General features: G+C 69.6%; 22 protein-coding genes. 10 read left to right on the plus strand and 12 right to left on the minus strand.

Features of this window, described 5'->3' with window-relative positions:
* The first annotated feature begins 12 nt into the window (after window positions 1-12).
* From kdpB to ACN260_RS30310, 4 genes are all read left to right on the plus strand, one after another.
* Window positions 13-2,205: a potassium-transporting ATPase subunit KdpB gene (gene kdpB, locus ACN260_RS30295; RefSeq protein WP_422754135.1), complete on the plus strand. Its 2,193-nt coding sequence runs from the start codon at window positions 13-15 to the stop codon at window positions 2,203-2,205.
* Window position 2,206: 1 nt separating this feature from the next.
* Window positions 2,207-3,088 (plus strand): potassium-transporting ATPase subunit C, encoded by an 882-nt coding sequence (locus ACN260_RS30300; protein WP_422754136.1) that lies wholly within the window; start codon window positions 2,207-2,209, stop codon window positions 3,086-3,088.
* Window positions 3,089-3,217: 129 nt separating this feature from the next.
* Window positions 3,218-5,770 (plus strand): DUF4118 domain-containing protein, encoded by a 2,553-nt coding sequence (locus ACN260_RS30305; protein WP_422754137.1) that lies wholly within the window; start codon window positions 3,218-3,220, stop codon window positions 5,768-5,770.
* Complete coding sequence (locus ACN260_RS30310) at window positions 5,767-6,465, plus strand: response regulator (RefSeq protein WP_422754138.1); 699 nt, start codon at window positions 5,767-5,769, stop codon at window positions 6,463-6,465. Before ACN260_RS30305 ends, ACN260_RS30310 begins: the two co-directional genes overlap by 4 nt.
* A gap of 113 nt (window positions 6,466-6,578) precedes the next feature.
* On the opposite strand, the gene bla is transcribed toward ACN260_RS30310, so the two are convergent.
* The 3 genes from bla to ACN260_RS30325 are packed head-to-tail and all read right to left on the minus strand — an operon-like array spanning window position 6,579 to window position 9,165.
* Window positions 6,579-7,484 (minus strand): class A beta-lactamase, encoded by a 906-nt coding sequence (gene bla / locus ACN260_RS30315; RefSeq protein WP_422754139.1) that lies wholly within the window; start codon window positions 7,482-7,484, stop codon window positions 6,579-6,581.
* Window positions 7,481-8,494: a lysostaphin resistance A-like protein gene (locus ACN260_RS30320; RefSeq protein ID WP_422754140.1), complete on the minus strand. Its 1,014-nt coding sequence runs from the start codon at window positions 8,492-8,494 to the stop codon at window positions 7,481-7,483. Before ACN260_RS30320 ends, bla begins: the two co-directional genes overlap by 4 nt.
* A 20-nt stretch (window positions 8,495-8,514) precedes the next feature.
* Window positions 8,515-9,165 (minus strand): hypothetical protein, encoded by a 651-nt coding sequence (locus tag ACN260_RS30325; protein ID WP_422754141.1) that lies wholly within the window; start codon window positions 9,163-9,165, stop codon window positions 8,515-8,517.
* A gap of 98 nt (window positions 9,166-9,263) precedes the next feature.
* On the opposite strand from ACN260_RS30325, the gene ACN260_RS30330 reads away from it, so the two are divergent.
* From ACN260_RS30330 to ACN260_RS30350, 5 genes are all read left to right on the plus strand, one after another.
* Complete coding sequence (locus ACN260_RS30330) at window positions 9,264-9,872, plus strand: TetR/AcrR family transcriptional regulator (RefSeq protein ID WP_422754142.1); 609 nt, start codon at window positions 9,264-9,266, stop codon at window positions 9,870-9,872.
* A gap of 244 nt (window positions 9,873-10,116) precedes the next feature.
* Complete coding sequence (locus ACN260_RS30335) at window positions 10,117-12,168, plus strand: copper-translocating P-type ATPase (protein WP_422754143.1); 2,052 nt, start codon at window positions 10,117-10,119, stop codon at window positions 12,166-12,168.
* Window positions 12,169-12,493: 325 nt separating this feature from the next.
* Window positions 12,494-12,691: a hypothetical protein gene (locus ACN260_RS30340; RefSeq protein ID WP_422754144.1), complete on the plus strand. Its 198-nt coding sequence runs from the start codon at window positions 12,494-12,496 to the stop codon at window positions 12,689-12,691.
* Between the two features lie 78 nt (window positions 12,692-12,769).
* Window positions 12,770-13,450 carry a DUF305 domain-containing protein gene (locus ACN260_RS30345; protein ID WP_422754145.1) on the plus strand — a complete coding sequence of 227 codons (681 nt, stop codon included), beginning with the start codon at window positions 12,770-12,772 and terminating at the stop codon, window positions 13,448-13,450.
* A gap of 149 nt (window positions 13,451-13,599) precedes the next feature.
* On the plus strand, window positions 13,600-14,253 hold the full coding sequence (locus tag ACN260_RS30350; RefSeq protein WP_422754146.1) for a ScbR family autoregulator-binding transcription factor: 654 nt from the start codon (window positions 13,600-13,602) through the stop codon (window positions 14,251-14,253).
* On the opposite strand, the gene ACN260_RS30355 is transcribed toward ACN260_RS30350, so the two are convergent.
* Window positions 14,234-15,172, minus strand: a complete 939-nt coding sequence (locus tag ACN260_RS30355; RefSeq protein ID WP_422754147.1) for a ScbA/BarX family gamma-butyrolactone biosynthesis protein — start codon at window positions 15,170-15,172, stop codon at window positions 14,234-14,236. The two genes, ACN260_RS30350 and ACN260_RS30355, sit on opposite strands and share 20 nt — an antisense overlap.
* 387 nt (window positions 15,173-15,559) lie before the next feature.
* Between ACN260_RS30355 and ACN260_RS30360 the strand changes: the two genes are divergently transcribed.
* Window positions 15,560-16,279 (plus strand): LuxR C-terminal-related transcriptional regulator, encoded by a 720-nt coding sequence (locus tag ACN260_RS30360; protein WP_422754148.1) that lies wholly within the window; start codon window positions 15,560-15,562, stop codon window positions 16,277-16,279.
* On the opposite strand, the gene ACN260_RS30365 is transcribed toward ACN260_RS30360, so the two are convergent.
* The 8 genes from ACN260_RS30365 to ACN260_RS30400 all read right to left on the minus strand — a co-directional run bounded on the left by ACN260_RS30365 (window position 16,249) and on the right by ACN260_RS30400 (window position 25,305).
* Complete coding sequence (locus ACN260_RS30365) at window positions 16,249-17,268, minus strand: TauD/TfdA family dioxygenase (protein ID WP_422754149.1); 1,020 nt, start codon at window positions 17,266-17,268, stop codon at window positions 16,249-16,251. The two genes, ACN260_RS30360 and ACN260_RS30365, sit on opposite strands and share 31 nt — an antisense overlap.
* Complete coding sequence (locus ACN260_RS30370) at window positions 17,265-18,572, minus strand: phenylacetate--CoA ligase family protein (protein ID WP_422754150.1); 1,308 nt, start codon at window positions 18,570-18,572, stop codon at window positions 17,265-17,267. The genes ACN260_RS30365 and ACN260_RS30370 overlap by 4 nt, the downstream gene beginning before the upstream one ends.
* Before the next feature lie 103 nt (window positions 18,573-18,675).
* On the minus strand, window positions 18,676-19,785 hold the full coding sequence (locus ACN260_RS30375) for a hypothetical protein (protein ID WP_422754151.1): 1,110 nt from the start codon (window positions 19,783-19,785) through the stop codon (window positions 18,676-18,678).
* A gap of 16 nt (window positions 19,786-19,801) precedes the next feature.
* Window positions 19,802-20,935, minus strand: a complete 1,134-nt coding sequence (gene ispG / locus ACN260_RS30380) for a flavodoxin-dependent (E)-4-hydroxy-3-methylbut-2-enyl-diphosphate synthase (protein ID WP_422754152.1) — start codon at window positions 20,933-20,935, stop codon at window positions 19,802-19,804.
* Window positions 20,932-21,909, minus strand: coding sequence for a 4-hydroxy-3-methylbut-2-enyl diphosphate reductase (locus ACN260_RS30385; protein ID WP_422754153.1), 978 nt, complete (start codon window positions 21,907-21,909; stop codon window positions 20,932-20,934). Before ACN260_RS30385 ends, ispG begins: the two co-directional genes overlap by 4 nt.
* A 15-nt stretch (window positions 21,910-21,924) precedes the next feature.
* Entirely contained in the window at window positions 21,925-23,715 is a 1,791-nt protein-coding gene (locus ACN260_RS30390) for a 1-deoxy-D-xylulose-5-phosphate synthase (protein WP_422754154.1), read from the minus strand.
* A 19-nt stretch (window positions 23,716-23,734) separates the two neighbouring features.
* Complete coding sequence (locus ACN260_RS30395) at window positions 23,735-23,917, minus strand: ferredoxin (protein ID WP_422754155.1); 183 nt, start codon at window positions 23,915-23,917, stop codon at window positions 23,735-23,737.
* Between the two features lie 20 nt (window positions 23,918-23,937).
* Window positions 23,938-25,305, minus strand: coding sequence for a cytochrome P450 (locus tag ACN260_RS30400; RefSeq protein WP_422754156.1), 1,368 nt, complete (start codon window positions 25,303-25,305; stop codon window positions 23,938-23,940).
* Window positions 25,306-25,321: the final 16 nt, after the last annotated feature.

Consider the following 25,321-nt stretch of genomic DNA (forward strand, 5'->3'; position numbering starts at 1 on the left):
AGAGAGAAGGACATGACCACGTCCACGCCGGCACCGCACGGCGCCGCCGACGCGGCCACCGCCGGCACCCCGGCCACCCGGGGCAACCGGGTAGGCGGCGGCCTGCTCGACCCGAGGCAACTGTTCAGCTCCCTACCGGACGCACTGCGCAAGCTCGACCCACGCACCCTCTGGCGCAACCCGGTCATGCTGATCGTCGAGATCGGCGCGGCCTTCACCACCGTCCTCGCGGTAGTCGACCCGTCGGTCTTCGCCTGGGGGATCACGATCTGGCTGTGGCTCACCGTGCTCTTCGCCAATCTCGCCGAGGCGGTCGCAGAGGGTCGCGGCAAGGCTCAGGCCGCCACTCTGCGCCAGGCCAGGAAGGACACCATCGCCACCCGCCTGGTGGGCTGGACGCCCGGCGCGGCAGCCGACCGCTACCAGGAGCAGGCCGTCCCTGCCCCGGAGTTGAAGCAGGGCGATGTCGTTCTGGTCGAGGCCGGCGGCATCATCCCCGGTGACGGGGACATCGTCGAGGGCATCGCCAGCGTCGACGAGTCCGCGATCACCGGCGAGTCCGCCCCGGTCATCCGGGAGTCCGGCGGCGACCGCAGCGCCGTCACCGGCGGCACGAGGGTGCTCTCCGACCGCATCATCGTGAAGATCACCCAGAAGCCGGGAGAAAGCTTCATCGACCGGATGATCGCCCTGGTCGAGGGCGCGAACCGGCAGAAGACCCCGAACGAGATCGCGCTGAACATCCTGCTCGCCGCGCTCACGGTCATCTTCCTGCTGGCCGTGGTCACCCTCCAGCCCCTCGCCATCTTCGCGAAGGGCTACCAGGCCGCCGCGCCGGACTCCGGTGCGATCACCGACGCCGGCGTCACCGGCGTGGTGCTGGTCTCCCTGCTGGTCTGCCTGATCCCCACCACCATCGGCGCCCTGCTGTCGGCCATCGGCATCGCCGGCATGGACCGCCTCGTGCAGCGCAACGTCCTCGCGATGAGCGGCCGGGCCGTCGAAGCGGCCGGGGACGTCAACACCCTACTGCTCGACAAGACCGGCACGATCACCCTCGGCAACCGGCAGGCCGCCGAGTTCGTGCCCGTCGAAGGCGTCACCGCCGCGACGGTCGCCGACGCCGCGCAACTGTCCAGCCTCGCCGACGAGACCCCCGAGGGACGCTCGGTGGTCGTCCTGGCGAAGAACGAGTTCGGACTGCGCGAGCGAGAGCCGGGACTGATGCCACACGTCACCTTCGTGCCGTTCACCGCCCAAACCCGGATGAGCGGCGTCGACCTCGTTGCCGGGACCGGGGACGGCCCGGCGCGCCAGGTCCGCAAGGGCGCCGCCGCCGCGGTGATGAAGTGGGTACGCGACAACGGCGGGCATCCCACCACCCAGGTCGGGGAGATCGTGGACGCGATCAGCGGGACCGGCGGTACGCCGTTGGTCGTCGCCGAGCATGTCGAGGGTGAGCCGGCCCGCGCCCTCGGCGTGATCCACCTCAAGGATGTGGTGAAAGCCGGCATGCGCGAGCGGTTCGACGAGATGCGCGCCATGGGCATCCGCACCGTGATGATCACCGGCGACAACCCGCGGACCGCGAAGGCGATCGCCGACGAGGCCGGCGTCGACGACTTCCTCGCCGAGGCCACCCCGGAGGACAAGCTCGCCCTCATCAAGAAGGAACAGGAAGGTGGTCGGCTGGTCGCGATGACCGGCGACGGCACCAACGACGCCCCGGCGCTGGCCCAGGCCGACGTGGGAGTGGCGATGAACACCGGCACGTCGGCCGCCAAGGAGGCCGGCAACATGGTCGACCTCGACTCCGACCCGACCAAGCTCATCGAGATCGTGGAGATCGGCAAGCAGTTGCTGATCACCCGGGGTGCGCTGACCACCTTCAGCATCGCCAACGACATCGCGAAGTACTTCGCGATCATCCCGGCCATGTTCGCCGGCATCTATCCGAGCCTGGACACGCTGAACGTCATGCGGCTGGCCAGCCCCGAGTCGGCCATCCTCTCGGCGGTCATCTTCAACGCGATCGTCATCGTCGCGCTGATCCCGCTCGCGCTGCGGGGGGTGCGCTACCGGCCGGACGCCGCGTCGAAGCTGCTCAGCCGCAACCTGCTGGTGTACGGCCTCGGCGGCATCGTCGTGCCGTTCGCCGGCATCAAACTCATCGACCTGCTCATCCAGTTCGTCCCGGGGATCTGACATGCGACTTCCCACCTGGCTGGCCCAACACCTCGCCGCGCTGCGCGCGCTGCTGGTTCTCACCGTCCTGCTCGGCCTGGTCTACCCACTCACCCTGGTTGCCGTCGGGCGGCTGCCCGGACTGGTCGGCAAGGCCGACGGCTCACTGCTCACCGCGAACGGCAGGACCGTCGGCAGCGCGCTGATCGGCCAGTCCTTCACCGACGCCGACGGCAACCCGGTCCCGCGCTACTTCCAGTCCCGGCCCTCGGCGGCCGGCGACGGCTACGACCCGACCGCCACCGCCGCGTCCAACCTGGGTCCGGAAAGCGTCGTCGACACCCTCTCCAACGATCCGGAGAAGTCCTCGGAGAGCCTGCTCACGGCGGTCTGCGCCCGCAGCAGGGCCGTGGGCGAGCTGAACGGCGTGGACGGGCGTCGGCCGTACTGCACCACCGACGGGGTCGGCGCGGTGCTGGCCGTGTTCCGCGCGGACGGGTTGACCGGCCCGGTTACCCGGGTGGTCAGCGTCAACCAGGTCGCCCCGGCCACGCCGTTCGTCACCTCGTGGCAGGGCGTGCCGGTCGAGCTGGCCAAGCCGGACGAGGATTACGTCGCCGCCGGTGGGCTGATCGTCCCGGTCCGGGGCGAGGCCCCGGCCAGGCCGGCGGTGCCGGCCGATGCGGTCACCGCCAGCGGCAGCGGCCTCGATCCACACATCAGTCCGGCCTACGCCGAGATCCAGGTGGCCCGGGTCGCACGCGAACGCGGCACGGACCCGGCGACGGTCCGCCGTCTGGTCGGGGAGCACACCACCGGCCGGTCGCTCGGCTTCATGGGGGAACCGGTCGTCAACGTCCTGGGGCTCAACGTCGCCCTCGACGAGCGGTTCCCCGTTCGCTGACGCGCGTCGCCTCGGGCAGGGTCGAGCCGTCCGGCCCTGCCCGAGACGTCATCGACCGCGTCGGTCGAGTTCGCCGAACCGGTGCCCGACACGGCCCACGAGCGGCCACGACCAGAGAGGATCCTCGGCGTGCCACGAGGAGAACTTCGCATCTACCTGGGTGCCGCTCCCGGCGTCGGCAAGACCTACGCCATGCTGGAGGAGGCTCATCGCCGCGCGGAACGCGGCACGGACGTGGTGATCGGCTTCGTCGAGACCCACGGCCGCGCGCACACCGCCGCCATGATCGGCGACCTTGAGTTGGTGCCGCGCCGGACGATCACCTACCGGGGCGCCGAGTTCACCGAGATGGACCTCGACGCCGTACTCGCCCGTCGGCCCGGGGTGGCGGTGGTCGACGAGCTCGCCCACACCAACGTGCCGGGCTCCCGCAACGACAAGCGCTGGCGGGACGTCCAGGAGCTGCTCGACGCCGGCGTCTCCGTGCTCTCCACGGTCAACGTCCAGCACCTGGAGTCGGTCAACGACGTCGTCGCGCAGATCACCGGCACCACCCAGCGGGAAACCGTCCCCGACGAGATCGTCCGGGCGGCCGAGCAGGTTGAGCTGGTCGACATGACCCCGGAGGCGCTGCGTCGGCGGATGGCGCACGGCAACATCTACCGACCGGACAAGATCGACGCGGCGCTCGGCAACTACTTCCGGGTCGGCAACCTCACCGCGCTGCGCGAGCTGGCCCTGCTCTGGCTGGCGGACAAGGTCGACGAGCAGCTCGACGCGTACCGGGCCCAGCAGGGCATCTCCGAGACGTGGGAGGCGCGGGAACGGGTGGTGGTCGCGCTGACCGGTGGGCCGGAGGGGGAGACGCTCATCCGGCGGGCCGCCCGGATCGCTGCCCGCAGCAAGGGCGCCGACCTGCTCGCCGTGCACGTCGCCCGCAGCGACGGGCTCGCCGGGGCGGACCCGGCCCAACTCGCCCGGCAGCGCGTGCTGGCGGAGAGCCTCGGCGGTACCTACCACCAGGTGCTCGGCACCGACGTCCCGGCGGCGCTGCTCGACTTCGCCCGGGGCGTCAACGCCACCCAACTGGTGCTCGGGGCGAGCCGGCGGGGTCGGTTGGCCCAGCTGTTCTCCCGGGGGGTCGGGGTCACCACCACCGCCCTTTCCGGCGCCATCGACGTACACCTGGTCACCCATCCCGAAGCGGGGCGCGGCCGGCGGACGGCCGCTGTCCCGGCGGCGCTGTCCCGCCGACGCCGACTGCTGGGATTCGCGCTGGCCGGGCTGGGTATGCCACTGCTCACCCTGCTGCTGTGGGCGCTGCCGGATCTCACCCTGACCAACGACATCCTGCTGTTCCTCGCCGGTGTCGTCGGCGTGGCGCTGGTGGGCGGGCTGTGGCCGGCACTGGTCGCCGCGCTCGGCGGCTCCCTGCTCCTGAACTGGTTCTTCACCCCGCCCTACAACACCCTGACCATCGCCGAGGCGGACAACCTGCTCGCCCTCGGCGTCTTCGTCGGTGTCGCACTCGCGGTGAGCTGGGTGGTCGACGTCGCCGCCCGCCGTACCCGGGAGGCCGCGCGGGCATCCGCCGACGCCCAGACCCTCGCCACCGTGGCCGGCGGGGTGCTGCGTGGGCAACGACCGCTTCCCGCCCTGCTGGACCGGCTCCGGGAGACCTTCGGTCTGCGTGCGGTCAGCGTCCTGGAGCTGACCGCCGAGGCCGAGGGACGTCCCGGCCGGTCGCGTGAGGCGGGAGCCTGGCGCGTCGTGGCCAGCGTGGGAGAGGCCCCGGCCACCAGCCCGGGCGCGGGGGAGACGACGGTGCCGGTCGACGACCGGCTGACCGTCGTGCTCGCTGGCCGGCGACTTGAGGCCGCCGACCGCCGGGTCGTCGAGGCGTTCGCCGCCCAGGCCGCCGTGGCCCTACGGCAGGAGCGGCTCGCCGAGGAAGCCGCCACCGCCCGGCCACTGGCCGAGGCCGACCGGATGCGCACCGCGCTGCTCGCCGCGGTCAGCCACGACCTGCGTACCCCGCTCGCCTCGGCGAAAGCCGCGGTGAGCAGCCTACGAAGCCCCGACGTCGAGTTCGACGCCGACGACCGCGACGAGCTGCTCGCCACCGCCGACGAGTCGTTGGACCGGCTCGGGCGGCTGGTGTCGAATCTGCTCGACATGAGCCGACTCCAGGCCGGCGCGCTCGGCGTACGCGCCACCGCGATCGGACTGGAGGACGCCGTGCCACGGGCGCTGGACGAGCTCGGACCGGCGGCGGCCGACGTCACCACCGACATCCCCGCCGACCTGCCGGCCGCGCTGGCCGACCCGGGGCTACTGGAACGGGTACTGGTCAACATCGTCGCCAACGCGCTGCGGCACAGCCCGCCCGGGCAGCCGCCCACCATCACCGCCAGCGCCCATGCCGGGCAGGTGGAACTGCGGGTCATCGACACCGGGCCGGGTATCCCCGTCGATCAGTGGGAGCACGTCTTCCTGCCCTTCCAACGCCTCGGTGACCGGGACAACCAGACCGGCGTCGGCCTCGGCCTCGCGCTGTCGCGCGGTCTCGCCGAGGCGATGGGTGGCGGCATCACCCCCGAAACCACCCCCGGCGGTGGACTGACCATGGTGCTGCGGCTCCCCGCAGCAGCGCAGACAACGTCGGAGGAGATACCGGAATGACCCGGATCCTCGTCGTCGATGACGAACCGCAGATCCTGCGTGCCCTGCGGATCAACCTGCGAGCCCGCGGCTACGACATCGAGGTCGCCGGGACCGGCACGGACGCTCTGAAAGCCGCCGCCGCCCACCCGCCCGACCTGGTGGTGCTCGATCTCGGGCTGCCCGACCTCGACGGCATCGAGGTGATCCGGGGCCTGCGCGGCTGGGCCACCGTGCCGATCATCGTGCTGTCCGGCCGGGCCGGCAGCGAGGACAAGGTCGCCGCCCTCGACGCCGGTGCCGACGACTACGTGACCAAACCCTTCGGCATCGATGAACTCCTGGCCCGCATCCGCGCGGTCACCCGCCGCCTCGCGACTGCACCGGCAGACGCCGCCTCAACCCCGGCGACCTCTGCTCCCCGGGTCGGCCGACACACCGTCAACCTGGTCGACCGCACCGTCACCCACGACGACGGCGTCGAGGTGCGGCTCACCCGCACCCAGTGGGCCATGCTCGACAAGCTGCTACGCCACCCCGGCAAGCTGATCAGCCAACGGCAGCTGCTGCATGACGTGTGGGGCCCGGAGTACCAGAACGAAACCAATTACCTACGCCAGTACATGGCCCAACTGCGGCGCAAGCTCGAAGACGACCCCGCCCGCCCCCGACACCTCATCACCGAACCCGGCATGGGCTACCGCTACCGGCCCTGACCAGCCGCATCAGCGATCCTGTCGGGGTCGTCGCCATCGGCCCGGGTACGGCGCGTACCCCCCTGGTCCGGCGAAGTCAGATGTCGACAGCCGGACCAGGGGGGGCGATCACGTCACAACGTGGCGACCACGACCCCGGCGGCCCGGGCGATGAGGGTGTTGTCGTAGTCGGCGTCCTTCGTGTCGTGGCTGGACAGCACCGCGAGGACGATCGGTGGTCGGTTCGGGGGCCAGAGCACCGCGATGTCGTTGCGGGTGCCGTAGCCGCCGGCGCCGGTCTTGTCGCCGACGATCCAGCCGTCGGGGACACCGGCGCGGATCAGTTCGTCGCCCGTGGTGTTGCCCCGCAGCCAGCCGGTGAGCACGGCGCGGTCGCCCGGTTCGAGGGTGTCGCCGACGGCGTACGCCCGCAGGTCCCGGGCCAGGGCCCGGGGGGTGCTGGTGTCGCGGCGGTCGCCCGGTTTCGCCTCGTTGAGCGCGGTCTCGGAGCGGGCCGGTTCGGTGATCTCGTCGCCGAGTTCGCGCAGCTTCTGCTTGAAGCCGGGCGGTCCGCCGAGGTGGTGCAGCAGGAGGTTGGCGGCGGTGTTGTCGCTGTAGCGGATGGCGGCGTCGGCGATCGCACGCAGTGTCATACCGTCGGCGACGTGTTTTTCCGTGACCGGTGAGTAGGTCACCAGGTCGTCTGCCGAGTACCGCACGACCCGGTCCAGTTCGGCGTCGGTGGTCCCGTGGAGGACCTGCGCGGCGGCCAGGGCCTTGAACGTCGAGCAGTACGCGAACCGTTCGTCGGCCCGGTACTCCACGGTGCGGCCGGTGCCGGTGTCGATCGCGTACACCCCCAGCCGCGCGTCGAACTTCTCCTCGAGCTGCCGGAAATCACGACTCCGGTCGGTCGGGGGCGACACGTCGGCCGTGACCTCCCGGCTCGGCTTCGCCTGCCCGGCGGCTTCGGTGGTGCCGCACGCGCTCAGGCAGACCGCTGCGACCGCAGCGGCGAAGAGGCGTGGCGTGGACCTCATGCTTGCTCCTTCTGCTGTCGGGGAACGCCACCTCGGGGCTGGACGCGAGGTGACGGTTGAGCGTGGACGGCCGTGCGTGCCGGTCCGGACCTGCGGGTGCTCCACCAGATGACGGCGGTGACGGCGATGACGGTGACGGTGGGGATGAGCAGGTACGGCGAGCCGGTGCCGGCCGAGCGGTCCTGCGTGGCGTTGCCCAGATCGACATGAAGGACCAGGGCCAGCAGGAAGGTGAAGGTGTTGAGCACGGCGTGGAGCATGACCGGGATCTCCAGCCCGCCGGTGCGCCAGGTGATGACGGCCAGCCCGGTCCAGAGCACGAAGTACCAGACGATGATGTACGGGTCCGTCGCGCCGTGGGCGGCGGTGAACAGTGCGCTGGAGAACAGGATCCCGGTGACCAGTCCTACCCGTGGATTGCGGCTCCAACTCGCGACGACACGGAAGATCAGCCCGCGGACGCCGTACTCCTCGCCTGCCGACTGCAGCGGGGTGAACAGCATCGTGGCGAGGAAGAGTGCGATGAGGTCGGCGCGCAACCACGGGAACTCGGCGGCGGGGGTGAGAGCGGGCAGGGCGTTGACGACCAGCCAGCCGGGACCCAGGATCAGCAGAGATTTGCCGAACAGGTCGAAGCGGAACCGTGTGGTCACGGAGTGCAGGGACGCGCCGGGTACCCCGTAGAGCCACCGCTGGATGAGCATGCTCCACGGAATCAGCAGGGCAAGAGCGATCATAGAGCTGGCGTGGGAGAGCGGCGTGTAGTCGGTGCCGCCCAGAATCGGCGGGGTCTCACCCATCTGTACGTCGACGAGCGCCGTCGCCCGGCCGATGACCGTCGGAAAGACGACGAGGCCCGCCAGCAGCAGGACGATCGCGAGGATGCCGCGCCCGATCCGGCGCTCGTCACCGGCAAGGACGCGGTGGTATTCCACCCCGGGTGGGATCGGTGGCCCGTTGCGGGGTGCGCCCGAACTGAGGAGCCAGGTCGGCTGGATGGTGGTGGTCATGACTTCCTTTCCGGGGGTCGCTACTTTCCGGCGTGGTCGAGCAGGCTGTAGCGCAGGCGGAACGCCCGTTCGGTGCTCGCCAGCACGGCCCCGACGGCGAGAGCGAAGTTGAGCCAGATCGGCAGCTGTACCGGCGACTCGAAACGTCCGGTGCGCTCGGCTATAGCAGGCAGCTGCGAGACGGGCTCGGCAAGTTGCAGCAGGTTCAGCCCCACACCGATGACGAGAAGTAGTACGGAGAGGAGTCCGAGCAAGCGGCTCAGCGCCGGGTGACCGCGTTCGAGGCGGGCGCGGCGGCCCTCGGCGGACCTGGGATCGGCAATGAGCTGCTGCTCGTCGCCGGCGGCGGTGACGTAGTGGCAGCGCTTGATCCCGAAGGCGCTGATCGCCACCTGTATGGTGCCGCCCTCGACGGTGAAGGCTGCCGGCAGCTTGGACTCGGCATAGTGCCGGCCGTCGAGGTACAGGTGCGCCCTTGCCTTGCCGCTGCCCGTGTCGGACCGGTAGGGGATGTCGACGGCATAAACCGTCCGCCGGCCATCCCGGTGCGGCAGCGGTAGGTGGAACAGCGCCCGGAAGGGCAGCTGCCACCAGCGGATCGGATTCAGTGCCCGCCCGTTCCCGGGCCTGACACGCTTGGCCATGCGCCGTTGCCGCCAGTCGTCGATCATGTTCGCCCGCCCACCTCTCCCCGGTGCGATCCCACTAGCACGCTGTACTAGTGGGAAACTAGCACGGCGTACTAGTACGATGTGATGGGAGGTGGCATGTGACACAGGATCAGGCGGGCACCGGCTCACGGGAGCGAATCCTCGCGGCCGCGGCGGCGATGTTCGCCGAGGACGTGACGACGACGCTGAGTGTGCGCGCGGTGGCGGCCCGGGCCGGGGTGAGCACCGGATCGCTGAGGTTCCACTTCCCGACCCAGCTCGCGCTACGGGAAGCCGTGCTCGCCAGGATCTACAGTCGGATCGCTCCGGACGACCCGATCCTGGACCGCTCGGTGCCCGCCCGGGACCGGCTGGTCAGCTGCCTGCGGCAGGTGCTCGCCCCGGCGGGCGTCGGCGAACAGGCGCGGGAAGCCTGGACCAGGGCGTATCAGGCCTACATCGCGCCCGACCCGACCGAGCGGGTGCGCACCGCGTACTTCGCCGTGGAGCGCGAGGGTCGGCGGCGTGTCGAGTACTGGCTCAGCGTGCTCGCCGACGAAGGGGCGCTGCCCAGGGAGGATCACACCCGCCGGGTGAGATTCCTGCTCACCGTCCTGGACGGGCTCTCGATCGAACGAGCTCTGCCCGCCGAGGATTCGATCCTGAGGGCGGAGACCGAGACTCTCTACATGGCCGTCGACTGCGTCCTCAGCCGCCCGGCTGAGTGACGCCGGCACTCGGTGCCGCGGCGGCTCGCGCGCTCAGCCAGCGTTCCGCCCGCTGGTAGGACCAGCCGTTGTCGTCGTGCAGGGTGAAGAAGTAGGTGCTGCGGGCCCGCCGGCTTCCACGGGCGTGCGTAGCCGGGAGGACTACCACGGTGCGCAGGAGCGGGGCCGTCCCATGAAACGCGGCCGGATGATGCGCGCCATATACCCCCAGGGGGTATATGGTCGGTGGTGAGGAGGTGACGGGATGTCGCGTCACACAACCCGGCACGGCACGTCCGGGCACGGGGATCACGACAAGCACGCCGGGCATGATCCGGAGGCGTTCCGCCGTCGGTTCTGGTTGAGCCTCGTACTGACCGTGCCGATCGTGGTGACCAGTCACATGGTGATGGACTGGTTCGGTTACCACGTCGACTTCCCCGGGATGGACCTGGTCGGGCCGGTGCTGGGCACCGTCGTGTTCGGCTACGGGGGCTGGCCGTTCCTGCAGGGAGCCGTGCGGGAGGTACGGGACCGGGCGCCCGGGATGATGCTGCTGATCGCGATGGCGGTCACCGTGGCCTACGTGGCGTCGCTGGCCACCGCGCTGGGCGCGTTCGACCTGGACTTCTGGTGGGAACTGGCCGCGCTGGTGACCATCATGCTGCTGGGGCACTGGCAGGAGATGAAGGCGATCGGCCAGGCCCAGGGGGCCCTCGCCGCGCTGGCCGCGCTGCTGCCCGACGACACCGAACGCGTCGGCGAGGACGGCCGACCGCGGCCGGTGCCGGTCGCGGACCTGCGGGTCGGGGACGTGGTGCTGGTCCGCCCGGGCGGGCGGGTGCCGGCCGACGGTCAGGTGGTCGACGGTGGCGCCGAACTCGACGAGTCGATGATCACCGGGGAGTCGCGGCCGGTCGCCCGGGGTGTCGGTGACCGGGTGGTGGCCGGCACGGTGGCCACCGACGCGGCGATCCGGGTCCGGGTGGACGCGGTCGGTGAGGACACCGCTCTCGCCGGCATCCAGCGCTTGGTCACCCAGGCGCAGCAGTCCAGCGGGCGGGCGCAGGTGCTCGCCGACCGGTTCGCCGCCTGGCTGTTCTACATCGCCACCGCCACCGCGGCGGTCACCCTCGTCGTCTGGGCCGTCGTCGGCAATCTCGGCGAGGCTGTGGTCCGCACCGTGACGGTGCTGGTGATCGCTTGCCCACACGCGCTCGGTCTGGCCATCCCCCTGGTGATCGCCCTGTCCACCGCCGTGGCTGCCAAGGGCGGGATCCTGGTGAAGGATCGGCTCGCGTTGGAGCGGATGCGCACCGTGGACGCGGTGCTGTTCGACAAGACCGGCACCCTGACCCGCGGCGAACACGCGGTGACCGGCGTCGCCGGCGTCGCCGGCACCACCGACGACGAGGTGCTCGCCGTCGCCGCCGCGGTCGAGGCCGACAGCGAGCACCCCCTCGCCCGGGCGATCGTGTCCGCCGCGCGGCACCGGCAGTTGTCCCGCCGGGCATCGGGGTTCCGGTCGTTGACCGGGCGGGGCGTACGGGCCGAGGTCGACCGCGTCAGCTACGCGGTCGGCGGTCCGGCGCTGCTGCGGGAACAGGGCGTGGTGGTGCCCGGGGAGTTGGGCAGCCGACAGCGGGAGTGGTCCGACCGGGGGGCCGCGGTGTTGCACCTGCTGCGCCTGGACGGCGAACAGGCCACCGTCGTCGGTGCCCTCGCGTTGGAGGACGAGGTCCGCCCGGAGGCCCGGCAGGCCATCGCCGACCTGCGTGACCAGGGCGTACGAAAGATCGTCATGATCACCGGGGACGCCCGGTCGGTCGCCGAGGCGGTCGCCGCCGACCTCGGCTTCCGCCCCGGCGAGGACGAGGTCTACGCCGAGGTGCTGCCCGCCGACAAGGACGACGCCGTGGCCGAGCTGCAGAAGCGGGGCCTGCGGGTGGCGATGGTCGGCGACGGGGTGAACGACGCCCCGGCGTTGGCCCGTGCCGACGTCGGTATCGCCATCGGCGCCGGCACCGATGTGGCCATCGAGTCCGCCGGGGTGGTGCTGGCCTCCTCCGACCCGCGCGGGGTGACCGGGGTGATCGCGCTGTCCCGGGCCTCGTACCGCAAGATGGTCCAGAACCTGGCCTGGGCCGCCGGCTACAACGTCGTGGCGCTCCCTCTCGCCGCCGGAGCGCTGGCGTGGGCCGGGGTGACGCTCAGCCCGGCCGTCGGGGCGGTGCTGATGTCGGCCTCGACGATCGTGGTGGCGCTCAACGCCCAACTGCTGCGCCGCGTGCGCCTGCGCCCTGAGCAGACGAGGTGACGAGGTTGGCGACGCGAGCCGCCAGGTGCCCGGTAGCGTGATGGCTGTGACGGGCATGTCGGTGGTGCGAGGCGGATGGCTCGTCCGTCTCGTGCTGTCGACCGCCGTCCTGATCGGGCTCGCGGCGATGCACAGCCTGGGTCACGAGCCCGTCATCGCTGACCACCACGACCGGTCGGGCATGTCTGCGACCACGCACACGGTGCTTCAACCCGTAGCGGCCTTGACGGGGACGGGTGCCGCGATGGGTACGGCTGCCCCGAGCGGGTGTGCCGGGGCTGGGTGCGCCGGGCTGAGTTCCGCCCCGGGTGACCCACCCGGGCACATGCCTGGCTGGGTCGTCTGCCTGGCGGTCGTCGGCGCGTTCGGGGTGGCGCTGGCGCTCGGGGCGGCCCTGCTGCGGCGCGCGACGGTCACCACGCCGGGTGACCGTCGCCAGTCCTCCGTGGCGGCGTCCCGTGGCCCGCCCGCCTGGCCCCGGTCGGGACAACGCGTCGCCGAGGTGTCGGTGCTGCGCATCTAGGAGCGACCCCGCGGCGGGCACCTGTGCCCGCGCGACCGGCCTCCGCGCATCCTCACCGACCGAAAGGCTTATCTCGACATGTCCCGTACCGTTCTGCGCCGTGCCCTCGTGGCCGGCGTGACCCTCACCGCCGCCGCCGTTCTGGTCGGCTGCGGCAGCAACGACCACAGCGCAGCCGGCGGCGACCACGGATCGCCCACCGCCACCGCCACCGGCCCGTCCGACGGCACGTCGTCCGCGGCGCACAACGCCGCGGACGTGATGTTCGCCCGGATGATGGTCCCGCATCACCAGCAGGCCGTGGCGATGACGGACCTGGCCGCCACGAGGGCCGCCGACCCGCAGGTCAAACAGCTCGCGAATCAGATCAGGAACGCCCAGGCCCCGGAGATCGCCACGATGAGCGGCTGGCTGACCGCCTGGGGCACGCCAGCGCCGACCGGTACCCCCACCGCCATGCCGGGCATGGACCACGGCGGTGGCGCCGGCCCGACCACCTCCGGCATGCCCGGGATGGACCACGGCATGCCGGGCATGATGTCCGACGCCGACATGAACCGGCTGGCGGCGGCCTCGGGCCGCGACTTCGACAGGCAGTTCCTGACGATGATGATCGCCCACCACGAAGGGGCGGTCACCATGGCGCGGACCGAGGCGGCGCAGGGGGCCAACAGCGACGCCAAGGCCCTCGCCGAGCGGATCAGCATCACCCAGCAGACCGAGATCGATACGATGAGGACCATCCTGGCCCGGATCTGACCAGGGGGCCGCGGTGGCCGGACCCGTCCGGCCACCGCACCCGGGACCAGGTACGCGAGGCTGACCGTCAGGCGGGTCTGCAACGGGCCGGGATCCGGTCACCGGATGACCATGGCCGCCCCACCACGCGAATCCCTAGGATGTCGCCTATGGTGAGGCAGGCACGTGCTGAGCAGACACGAGCGGCGATCCTCCGAGCAGCAGCCGACGTCTTTGACCAGTTCGGCTACCAGACGACCAGCCTCGGCGACATCATCGCCAAGGCCGCAGTGACCAAAGGTGCGCTGTACTTCCACTTCGGTTCCAAGGCCGAGTTGGCACAGGCCGTCGTCGATATGCAGCACGTCGCCTGGATGAGAGTTGCCGAGCGGGCGGCGGCGCCCGGCACCCGCGCACTGGACACGATGATCAAGCTCTCGCACGCCCTCGCCGGCCAGATGATCAAAGATCCGGTGATTCGCGGTGGCATTCGCCTCACCCTGGAGCGGGGTGCCCTCGAGCAGGACGGAAGAACTCCTTACCTGGACTGGATCGGCATGACCGGGGAGTTTCTGGACCGCGCCGTCGAAGAGCGTGACATCAGCCCGGCGATCGACACCGCTGAGACGGCCCACTTCATCGTAGGTTCATTCACGGGGCTCCAGGTGCTGGCGCAGGTGCTCAATGAGCGGCCCAGGTTGAACGACAAGGTCGCACAGATGTGGCGGTTGGTTCTTCCCGGTCTGGTGCCCGCTTCCAGGCTGCGGGAACTGCTCGAGCTGGCTGACGAGTCACGATCGGAGTTCATTTCTCAGTCAGCATGACGAAACCTTGGGCGGTGTTTCGTTCGTTCTGCCGGAAGTGGACGTCGGCATGCGTGCCGTCGGTCTCCCTGAGCGAGACCAGGATATGGCAGGGTTGGTCCAGTTCGGTGAAGTGCGTGAATTGGACGTCGGCGCCCACCATGGAGAACCGGCGGCCCGCTGTGACGCAGGCGGCCTGGCGCATTGCTTCGTAGAGGAGTATTCCCGGCGCATGGTCGAGGGGATGGTCGAAAAAGACGGGATGTTCGATCGGGACTCTCAGCTCGAGGCCGTCGCGGGGGTTTCCGGCGACGACGACATCACGCGGATCGACGCGACCGACCGAAGCCGGTTCCACTGGCTGTAGGGGCCGCGGTAGTGCCGGCCTGGGACCGCCTTCGCCCCACCTCAACCGTGGATAGGAGGCGGGACTGACGCAGCGGGTCCACCCGGTCGCCGAGGCGAGCAGGCGCGCGTCACGGTGCAGCTCGAACTCGAACCTGATGAAGGACGTGCCGTTCGGACGGATCTGGGCATCCATGCCGCGGACGGTGACCACGCAGTTGAACGGGTGCCCCCCGCTGTGGACGAGGGGTGCGAAGAGCCGCCAACGCAGGCGCTGCATGATGAAGGGATTGTGGGTGGGGACCCCGTATCCTTCGTGACCGACCAGAATGCCGGCCTGCCTGACGGTTTCGATGATCACGAGTGCGTCGAATTCGTCGTTGTCGGCGGCGTAGAGGCTGTGTCCGCGGGGCAACTGCGCCCCGCAGACGAAAGTCCCTTCGCCTGCGCGGTGCCAACTCGTCAGCAGCACCTCGGAGACCGCTGCTCGGTGCACCAGTGATCGTGGGACTGTGGAATCGTACGAGAGGGCAGTTGGTGCCGGCGGGCCTAGTTCTCGCGGAAGAGGGCGTGGGGCATCAATCTGCTGACTCACAGATGCCTCCCGTTATATTGATAAACTTCAAAGCATTGTACCGTCGGCGAGATTCGCTGGCCAGTGAAAATTCCGCATCCCCGAATCGCGCTTTGCTCAACCCTGCGGACCGACCGGACGGTCGCGGTGCCTCCGATTACTGTCCGTGACGGCCCATAACGGGTGGTGTTGACAAAACCGGGAGGTCGGTTTTTTATTGAATCCATCCACCGCCGTCCATCGTCGCCGCAGGTTCGCCACCCCGCCGCCGTAGTCGGGTACCGAGGCGGCGGACGTTCCAGGAGAGCGAGGACGCTGCCCGTCCTCGCAGCACACAGAGCGCAAGTCCGATCAAGCTCCACCGGATCGCTCCCACACGGGGGGAGCCCTACCCAGGCGAGGTTCTCTATGCATGTGATCATCGCGGATTCCGATGCGATGGGACGCCGGTTGATCCGCAAGGTGGTGGACAGTCTGACCGACCATGACGTCATCGGCGAGGGGGAAAACCTGGGGCAGGCGATCGACTCGGTCCGGCAGCGCCACCCGGACGTCCTCGTGTTGTCCAGCACCCTGTTGGCCGAGGGGCCGCAGACGGTCGGCGAGTTGATCGACCGGACGGAGGCCGCGCTCGTGGTGGTCGCCGTCGGTGGCAGTGGATCGAGCGTCTGGCACGGCATGAGCGGCGGGGCCAGTGGTTACGTGCTGCGGGACCGACTGCCCAGCGACCTGCCCCAGGCCCTCGGGGCCGCCGAAGCCGGAAGCGCGTTCGTCTCGGCCCCACTGGCCCGTCAGATGATCGGCTACCTGACCGACTGCTTCGACAACGACTACGACGGTCCCAGCCGCGCTGACGTTATCCGGACCCTGCTGCCGAGGGAACGGGAGACGCTCCATCGACTCGCCGGTGGAGAGTCCACGGGGGAGATCGCCGAGGCGATGTCGGTCACCACCGCGACGGTTCGGGCGTACGTATCCAGGGTCCTGCGCAAGCTGCGGGTCCGTAGCCGTGGCGAGGCGGTGGTGGTGGCGTACCGCTCCCGCTTCTACTCGCCACGGCATCCGCAGCAGGAGGCGCACCCGCGGGCCGGTGGGGATCACGGCACGGTCAAGGCCCTGCACCGGTAGCCGTCGGCTCGATCGAGGAGATCGAGGGAGCTACGCAGGGACCGCACGACGAAGAGCCGTTGCAGCCAACGGTCCGCGCCGTCGTACCGGGGTGTGAACTCACCCCTCCCGTGAACAGTTGTCGAATTGTCGATGATCGCCAGGTCACCCCGTACCAGGATGGCTTCGCGTCGGACGGCCTGCAGTGCCTCGTGGAGAGCGTCAAGTGCCGCAGCGCTCTGCAGATCGTCCGGCGCGGTGTCGTCGAAGTCGACGGTGAGTAGAGGGAAGCTGGCGCTGCCGGTGAGAACGGGCGCCGGGTCGAGGTACGGCCGGTGGGCCTGACCGCGGCAGAACGACGGCGCCAGACGGGTACGGAATCGTGGCTCGCGGAGCACGGCCTCGTCAGCCGGGCTGAGCAGCCGGACGGCCTCCGTGATCGAGCTGGTGATCGAGGCGGCGCGACGATCGTGGTCGGGCCTGAGGCACAGCAGGCCGAGGAAGTCCGGTCGGGCGGCGTGGAAGGCGTTCTCGGTGTGCAGCTTGAAGTAGACCGCGCCGGTGTTCTGCTGCTGTTCCTCTTCACCGGGTACGGGACAGATGTCGTGGATCAGGGAACCGTGCTTCTCCTCGACGTACGAGATCGGGTCCCCCATCCGGGACATCAGCAGCAGCAGCAGGGCGGCCGAGGGCGTGCAGTCCACCGCTACCGAGTTGGCGCTGCGCGGAGTCGGGGGGAGATCCTCCGGCAGGGGGAGATTGCGGATGGTGAGCACTCCGTGCGGGCTGCCGTAGCGACGGAAGTCCCCGATCGCCCGTAGCAGACCTTCGGGCAGGTACCCGTGGAGCAGGTGCGCGACGGTCACCGTCTCCGGCCGGTCGACCTTGGACACCCGGTGCCGGAACTGGTCGACGACCAGTGCCACCTGTTCGACCTCGGCCGGGGAAAGGACGTACGTGCCGGAGTCGACGCGGTCTTCCACGGTCCGGACGAACGATGTGTGGGTCATTTGGACTCGCTCTCCTGCGCCGACCTCTCGGGTGCTCCGGCGAACGGGATGATCAGGCGATACTTCCCGCCGGCGGACTGTTCGGGTGCCTCGTCGCTGCGCGTCACACTGATGTCGTGGAGCTGATGGGCATGCAGGAACGTCTGGATCTCGGCGCGGACGACCCGCCACAGCTCCTCCAGGTCGGCATGGTGTGCCGCCCGTAGCCGCACACTGAGCTGGCTCGGTGAGGTCTGGTGCACCTGTGCCAACTCCAGACCTGGAGCGCGGTCGATGACGCCGGCCAGCGCGACCGGTGCGACCGGCACCTGGTTGCCGCGGCCGTCCCGGAACAGCAGTGCGTCGCTGGCCCGTCCACGAGCCCGGATCGCCGGGAACGGATCGCCGCAGGGGCAGGGATCCGGACGTACGAGCAGGGAGTCGCCGAGGTCGTAGCGCAGGATCGGCTGGACCTCGTTGGCGAGGTTGGTGATCAGCACGGTGTGTGATGCCTCGCCGGGCGACACCGGGCGGTGGTCCCGGTCGACCGGTTCGACGATGACCCAGTCACTGTTGACGTGCAGCCAGTTCTGCGGGCAGCTGGCGGCCGTCGACATGAACTCGCAGGCACCGTAGCCGTTACCGATGCGCGACTGGAATACGGAGGCGATCCGCTCGTAGCCCTGCTGGGACAGGCCCTCCGCGCCGAGCACGACCAGGGTGGGCCGGATCCGGAGCCGGCCTGCCTCCTGCTCGCCGGCGAGCAGGGCGAGTTGGCCCGCGTAGCCGATCAGGACAGCCGGACGGAAGTCGTTCAGTTCGGCGACCAGCTGCGGCAGTGGCGCGAACACCGAGAAGACCCGGAGCCGGTGCTCCCCGATCCGGCTGCCGTCTCCTCGCCGGGGCAGCACCGTCGAGGATCCGAAGTGCCCGCCGGTGGCGAGGATCGTCGCCACCCGGGCGCCGCCTGCGACGATGCGGGCGGCGTCCCGCCAACGTAGCCACCTCCCGAACCCGCGAAGTGCCATCGCGCTGGTGACGGCGGTGCTCCGGTCATCGAAGAGGAAGATGCCACGGATGCCGCTGCTACCCGAGCTGGTGCCCACCCGGTACCGGTCGAGGAAGGGGCGGCCGACCTGTGTCGGATCGTCGATGAACGAGCGGGCTCGTTCGAGGGTCACCCGCCGGTCCGTGCACCAGTTGTCGAAGTCGGCCATCAGCTTCCGCTTGTCGGTGACCGGCAGGAGCTTGACGTCGTGGACCGGGTCCGGCAGCCCTCGGTAGAGCTGGCGGTAATAGGGGGAATGGGCACGCGCATGCGACACCACTCTCGCGAGTCGGTCACGCTGGCGCCGGGCGACGCCGTCCGCACCACCCCTGCGCGCCCTGCGCATGTCACGCAGCAGCCAGCTGATGCTTTCCGCCATGTCAGTACACGCCCTCGACGACCGGCTTGCCGGAGAACTGGGTCACCGGTTGCACATCGGCGATCGAGTCACCACCGGTGCCGCGGGGGTGCGGCACCCGGATCGCCGAGTCGCGCTCCAGATTGTTGGGCAGGAGCAGGCCACGGCTGATGTGGTGCTGGAGTACCTGGCCACGCTCCCCGTACGGAACGCTCACGCCGGTCGCCGGATCGATCACCGAGAAGATGGTCACCGGCGAGGGCGGGTCGAAGATCGGCGACTCCCCCTCGACGCCGTCGGCGCGTTCCACGATGCCGCCGACGATCATCGTGCTGGCGTAGCCGCCGATGAACTTGACGCCGGGAAAGACCTCACGCTGGTAGTGGTTGCGTACCTCGGTGTCCATCTTCGTGCCGCCCCAGCCGATCACGTCGACCCGCTCGTTGATCAGGTCCACCATGTCGCCGCGTCGGCAGAGCGCGTCGAGCAGGGGCGGGGTGCTGTAGAAGACCGAGATGTCCTGGCTGCGCAGAATCCACTCGGCCTGGTCGACGACGTGCTCGACGTAGAGTGCGATCTCGTCGGTCGCCCCCCGCTCGACCAACCGCTTGACCCAGCGCGGATCGAGGTCGAGCAGGAAGCACATCGCGTTGAACTTGGCCGCGGTGGCGCGGATCAGATGGCCCGCCATGTGGGGGTCGGTAGGCCCCATGCAGAGCCAGTCCCCGCCGCGCCGGAACGCACCGTGCCGGGCGAGGCCGTCGGCATGCCAGGCGGTCGCCTGCTCCAGGGTCTCCGCCATCCACATGAGTCGCTTGGGTGGTCCGGTCGTCCCGCCACTTTCGGCGATGATCGGCTGCTGGTAACTGGTCCCGTAGCCACGGGGGATGAGATCCCGGATGGGTACGTCGCGTAGCTCGTCCACGATGTTCGGAAAGAGCGTCAGATCCGCGATGGTCCGGACGTCCCGACGAGGATCGAAGTCGAAGCCCTTGGCCCGATCCAGCCAGAAGGGCGAGCCCGTGCTCGGGTCGAAGTGCCAGTCCATGGCTGCTTCGATGAGTTCCTCGGCGTCGATCCGCTCGGACCAGGGCCGGTCCAGGGGCGAGAGGGTGCTGGTTGACGATGTCACGGTTCTCCTCGAGTGGTCAGTCGATTGGTATTGCGACGCCCATTTCGTCGGCGATGCGTAGCGCTTCTTCGATCAGGGTCTCGACGATCTGTCCCTCCGGGACGGTCTTGACGACCTGTCCCTTGACGAAGATCTGCCCCTTGCCGTTGCCCGAGGCGACCCCGAGATCGGCCTCACGGGCCTCACCCGGCCCGTTCACCACGCAACCCATCACGGCGACCCGCAACGGCACCGGCAACCCCTCCAGACCGGCGGTGACCTCCTCGGCCAACTTGTAGACATCCACCTGAGCCCGGCCACACGACGGGCAGGAAACGATCTCCAACCCACGCTCACGCAACCCCAGCGACTCCAGGATCTGGTTGCCGACCTTGATCTCCTCCACCGGCGGCGCCGACAACGACACCCGGATCGTGTCGCCGATCCCCTCAGCCAGCAACGCCCCGAAAGCCACCGCCGACTTGATGGTGCCCTGAAACGCCGGACCGGCCTCGGTCACCCCCAGATGCAGCGGATAGTCACACTGCTCGGCAAGCTGCCGGTACGCCCGGATCATCACCACCGGATCGTTGTGCTTCACCGAAATCTTGATATCCCGGAAACCGTGCTCCTCGAACAACGAGCACTCCCACAACGCCGACTCGACCAACGCCTCGGCGGTGGCCCTGCCGTACTTGGCCAGCAGCCGCTTGTCCAACGAACCCGCGTTGACGCCGATCCGGATCGGCGTACCCGCCGCCGAAGCCGCCGCCGCGATCTCCTTCACCTTGTCGTCGAACTGCCGGATGTTGCCCGGGTTGACCCGCACCGCCGCACAACCCGCATCGATCGCCGCGAACACATACTTCGGCTGGAAATGGATGTCGGCGATCACCGGGATCTGCGACTTCCTCGCGATCGCCGGCAACGCCTCCACATCATCCTGACTGGGCACGGCCACCCGGACGATCTGACAACCCGACGCCGTCAACTCGGCGATCTGCTGCAGGGTGGCATTCACATCGGAGGTGAGGGTGGTGGTCATCGACTGCACCGACACCGGCGCACCACCACCGACCGGCACCGAACCGACCATGATCTGGCGACTGACCCGACGCGGAGCAAGCGGCGGAGGCGGCACGGCAGGCATACCGAGACTGACAGCGGTCACTTCAGGCCCCCCGTTCCATGCCCTGGGCGTAGCGCCGCCCGCAACTCCTGCGGTAATGCGAAGACCGTGTTCTCCACCGCGGTCGTGACGTTCTCGACAGCGCCGTAGCCATGGGCGCGCAACCATTCGAGCGCGTCCTGCACCAGCTCGTTCGGAACGGATGCGCCGGCGGTGAGGCCGACCGTCCGGGCATCCCGCAGCCACTCCGGCGAGATGTCGTGTGCGAAGTCGACCAGGTACGCGGCACCCGCCCCTGCTTCCAGGGCGACCTCACACAGTCGCTGGGAGTTGGACGAGTTGGGGGACCCGACCACGATGATCACGTCGCACTCGGCGGCCATCGCCTTGACGGCCTCCTGCCGGTTCTGGGTGGCGTAGCAGATGTCGTCGCTCGGTGGCGACTCCAGCGACGGGAACCGGGCACGGAGCCGCTCCACGGTCTGCTGGGTCTCGTCGACGGACAGCGTGGTCTGGGAGAGCCAGACCACCCGGTCCGGATCACGGACCGTGACCGCTTCGACATCGCCGGGGGTGTCGACGACCTGGATGTGCGTGGGTGCCTCGCCGGCGGTACCCAGTACCTCCTCATGCCCCTGATGGCCGATGAGCAGGATGTCGTAGTCCTCGGCGGCGAACCGGCGCGCCTCGTTGTGCACCTTCGTCACCAGGGGGCAGGTCGCGTCGATCACCCGTAACGACCGCGCGGAGGCGGATTCGTGGACGTAGGGCGCCACCCCGTGCGCGGAGAAGATCACCGTCGCCCCGCTCGGAACCTCCTCGTTCTCCTCGACGAAGACGGCCCCCCGCGCCACCAGCGTCTGGACCACGTGCCGGTTGTGGACGATCTCCTTGCGTACGTAGATCGGTGGGCCGTACAGCTCAAGCGCCTTCTCCACGGTCTGTACCGCACGCTCCACCCCGGCGCAGTAGCCTCTGGGGTTCGCCAGTAGGACTCTCTTCTCTCTGCCGTCCATCTCCGCATCGCCCCTCTACTGAACCAACAGCCGGTCGGCGATGAGTCGCCGAAGCCTCGTGACCAGCCCTTCCGAGGTCAACCCGAGCTCGTCGAGCAGCTGTGACCGCGACGCCACCGTCAGGAAGGCCGTGGGGATGCCGAAGGTCAGGCACGGTGCTTCGATGCCCTCGTCGGTGGCTGCCTGCGCGAACGCGGCACCAACCCCGGCAACCTTCAGGTTGTCCTCCACCGTGGCGACCAACCGGTGCGTCCGGGCGAGGTCCAGCAGCACGGGGTTGATCGGTCGCACCCACCGGGGGTCGACGACGGTCACCCCGACGCCCTGCTCGGCAAGCTGCCGGGCGGCATCGACGCACGGCTGGGCCATCGCCCCGACCGCGATCAACAGCAACTCCCGCCGGGAACCGAACCGGCCGATGATGTCGACGCCGTCGACGTGCTCGATGGCGGGAATGTCCGGCGCCACGCCCCCCTTGGGAAAGCGGACGACCGTGGGTGCGTCCGTGACCTCGACCGCCTCACGTAGCAGCGCCCGTAGCCGGGTTCCGTCGCGCGGCGCGGCGATCCGCAGTCGTGGCACTATCTGCAGTACCGACATGTCCCACATGCCGTTGTGACTGGGCCCGTCGTCACCGGTGATCCCGGCCCGGTCCAGGACGAACGTCACGCCGGCCCGGTGCAGGGCGACGTCCATCAGCAACTGGTCGAACGCCCGGTTGAGGAACGTGGCGTACATGGCGACGACCGGATGCAGACCGGTTGCGGCCAGCCCGGCCGCGCAGGTGACCGCGTGCTGTTCGGCGATGCCCACGTCGATGACCCGGTCCGCGAACTTCTCCGCGAAGGGCTGCAGGCCGACCGGTTGCAGCATGGCCGCGGTCACCGCCACCACGTCGGGACGTTGCGCGCCGATCTGGACCAGTTCGTCGCCGAGGACCGACGTCCAACTCTGCGCCGAGGAGGCCGTCAACTGCCGTCCGGTCAGTGAGTCGATAGCTCCGATGCCGTGGAAGCAGTCCCGGTCGTCACTCTCGGCGAGCGGGTATCCGCAGCCCTTGCGGGTCACGCAGTGCACCACCACGGGTGCGTTGAGGGACCTCGCTCTGGTCATCGCCGCCTCCAGGGCGGCGATGTCGTGGCCGTCGACCGGCCCGATGTAGTGCAGGCCCAGCTGAGCGAAGATGGCGGGCTCGTCGAGTGGTGACGCCCCTTCGCGCCGGACGCCACCGCGCAGGACGGACAGGTGCCGTGCGAGGCCGCCGATGGTGGGCGCGTACGAGCGGCCGTTGTCGTTGACCACGACGATCACCGGTCGGTCGGTGGCGCCCGCGATGTTGTTGAGCGCCTCCCAGGCCATCCCACCGGTGAGGGCGCCGTCGCCCACCACCGCGACGACGCTGCGATCCCGTACGCCGAGGAGTTGCCGTGCCCGTGCGATGCCGTCGGCGTAGGAGAGCGCTGTCGAGGCGTGCGAGTTCTCGATGAGATCGTGGTCGGACTCCTCGCGACTCGGGTACCCGGACAGACCACCCTGCTGCCGCAGCCGCGAGAAGTCCTGCCGGCCCGTGAGCAGTTTGTGCACGTACGCCTGGTGGCCCGTGTCCCAGAGAAGGGAGTCGTGCGGAGAGTCGAATACCCTGTGTAGCGCGATCGTCAGCTCGACGACGCCGAGGTTCGGACCGAGGTGCCCCCCGGTCCGGGAGACCGCGGTCACCAGGAAGCTGCGGATCTCCGCGCTCAGTGTGGCGAGCTCCGCAGGCGTCAACCCCTTGAGGTCCTGTGGCGTGTGGATGTTCGTCAGCATGGATCTCCCCCTCTCCGGCTCATGCGCCCGGCAGTGTGATGGCCTGCACCGGGCACCGGGCCGCCGCCTCGACGACGTCCTCCCACACCTCGCCGGCGGCCGCGGCGGTCCTGATCACGACTACGCCGTCCAGGTCCTGGTCGAAAACGTCCGGCGCGTGCATCACGCACTGGCCGGCGCCGATGCAGGTGACGCGGTCCACCGTCACCCTGTGGTCCACGCTCATCCCGCCCGCCTCGGCAGCACCATCGACAGGCCGCGGGGCATCAGCGTGACCGTTCCGGTCGGTCGCACCGCAGCACCGTTCACCGGCCGCAGGTCGCGCTGGGCCGCGATGATGGCGAGCGAGGTCATGGCCTCGGCCCAGGCGAATCCCTCACCCACGCACCGGTGCGCACCCTCACCGAAGGGCATGTACGCCTCCACGGTGACGTCCGCGGCGCGCTCGGGAAGCCACCGGTCCGGATCGAAGCTGTTCGGGTCACGGAACAGCGTCGGGTCACGGTGTTGCGAGTAGAAGGAGTACAATACCGTGCTGCCGCGGGGGATCAGGTGGTCGCCGAGACGGACGTCCGCCGTGGCACTGCGGGAGAGGAAGTACGTCGGGGGATACAGCCGCAGTGTCTCCTTCACCACCCGGCGGGTCAGCTCAAGATCGACCAGCTGCTCGTGCCGGGGAGCTTCGCCGTCGGGCAGGACCCGGTCGACCTCGGCCCGCAGCGCGCGGAACACCTCGGGATGTTGGCCCAGCTCGTGACACGCCCAACTCATGGTCAGCGCTGTCGTCTCGGCGGAGGAGAGCAGGATGCTGATCACCTCGTCACGCAACTGAAGGTCGGTCATCCCCTGACCCGATCCCTCGTCGGTCGCCACCATCAGCAACGAGAGCAGGTCGTCGCCCTGCTGCTCCGTCCTCCGGTAGGAGGCGATGATCCCGTCGATCACCTGGTGCAGCTCCCGCATGGTGGCATCGAAGCGACGGTTCGCCGGCAGCGGCAGGTGTTCCACCAGCCCGGTGGGATCCATGGCGCGCAGACTGACGCCGCGCGTCAGCACCGGCAGCGCCCGTTCGATGACGGAGACCGCGGCAGCGCCCAGTTCGGTCGAGAAGAGGGTCCGGGTCCCGATCGTCGTGGCCAACGAGACGAACTCCGGCTTGAGTTCGATCGGCTCGTCCTCCGGCCATGACGAGATCCGTTCCGTGGCGATCTGGCGCATCACGTCGCTGTAACCGTGCACCCGCTTCCGGTTGAAGGCCGGTAGCACCAGGCGGCGCTGTCGGCGGTGCGGGGGACCCTCGGCGGTGATGATCCCGTCGCCGGCTACCGCCCGTGCCTTGCGGAAGTGGATGCCACGGGGGAACAGCGCGGCGTCCTTCACCAGCATCTGGTGCAGCAGGGTGTGGTCGTTGACCAGATAGGCGGTGGAGGGACCGAGCCCGACGCGTACGACAGGACCGTAACGGCGAGCCTCCTGCAGGAATTCCAGCCGCCGCCGGAGCAGCTGGAGGCCGTGACCGATGAGGGGCAGTCCTGCCGGGAGGCGGGGTGGCCGGGGCGATTGTCGCGACTCGTGCATGGTGGCGGACACGGAGAACCTACCTTTC

This window comes from Micromonospora sp. WMMD708 (genome assembly GCF_049315245.1).
In the GTDB taxonomy this organism is placed as follows: Bacteria; Actinomycetota; Actinomycetes; order Mycobacteriales; family Micromonosporaceae; genus Micromonospora; species Micromonospora wenchangensis.

Excerpts from the sequence above, each read along its gene's own strand:
- ACN260_RS30360 (WP_422754148.1), top strand. The coding sequence starts at position 15,560 with ATGCATGTGATCATCGCGGATTCCGATGCGATGGGACGCCGGTTGATC.
- ACN260_RS30390 (WP_422754154.1), bottom strand. The coding sequence starts at position 23,715 with ATGCTGACGAACATCCACACGCCACAGGACCTCAAGGGGTTGACGCCT.
- bla (WP_422754139.1), bottom strand. The coding sequence starts at position 7,484 with ATGAGGTCCACGCCACGCCTCTTCGCCGCTGCGGTCGCAGCGGTCTGC.
- ACN260_RS30340 (WP_422754144.1), top strand. The coding sequence starts at position 12,494 with ATGCCTGGCTGGGTCGTCTGCCTGGCGGTCGTCGGCGCGTTCGGGGTG.
- ACN260_RS30350 (WP_422754146.1), top strand. The coding sequence starts at position 13,600 with ATGGTGAGGCAGGCACGTGCTGAGCAGACACGAGCGGCGATCCTCCGA.
- ACN260_RS30300 (WP_422754136.1), top strand. The coding sequence starts at position 2,207 with ATGCGACTTCCCACCTGGCTGGCCCAACACCTCGCCGCGCTGCGCGCG.
- ACN260_RS30345 (WP_422754145.1), top strand. The coding sequence starts at position 12,770 with ATGTCCCGTACCGTTCTGCGCCGTGCCCTCGTGGCCGGCGTGACCCTC.
- kdpB (WP_422754135.1), top strand. The coding sequence starts at position 13 with ATGACCACGTCCACGCCGGCACCGCACGGCGCCGCCGACGCGGCCACC.
- ACN260_RS30310 (WP_422754138.1), top strand. The coding sequence starts at position 5,767 with ATGACCCGGATCCTCGTCGTCGATGACGAACCGCAGATCCTGCGTGCC.
- ACN260_RS30385 (WP_422754153.1), bottom strand. The coding sequence starts at position 21,909 with ATGGACGGCAGAGAGAAGAGAGTCCTACTGGCGAACCCCAGAGGCTAC.
- ACN260_RS30335 (WP_422754143.1), top strand. The coding sequence starts at position 10,117 with ATGTCGCGTCACACAACCCGGCACGGCACGTCCGGGCACGGGGATCAC.
- ACN260_RS30365 (WP_422754149.1), bottom strand. The coding sequence starts at position 17,268 with ATGACCCACACATCGTTCGTCCGGACCGTGGAAGACCGCGTCGACTCC.
- ACN260_RS30320 (WP_422754140.1), bottom strand. The coding sequence starts at position 8,494 with ATGACCACCACCATCCAGCCGACCTGGCTCCTCAGTTCGGGCGCACCC.
- ACN260_RS30325 (WP_422754141.1), bottom strand. The coding sequence starts at position 9,165 with ATGATCGACGACTGGCGGCAACGGCGCATGGCCAAGCGTGTCAGGCCC.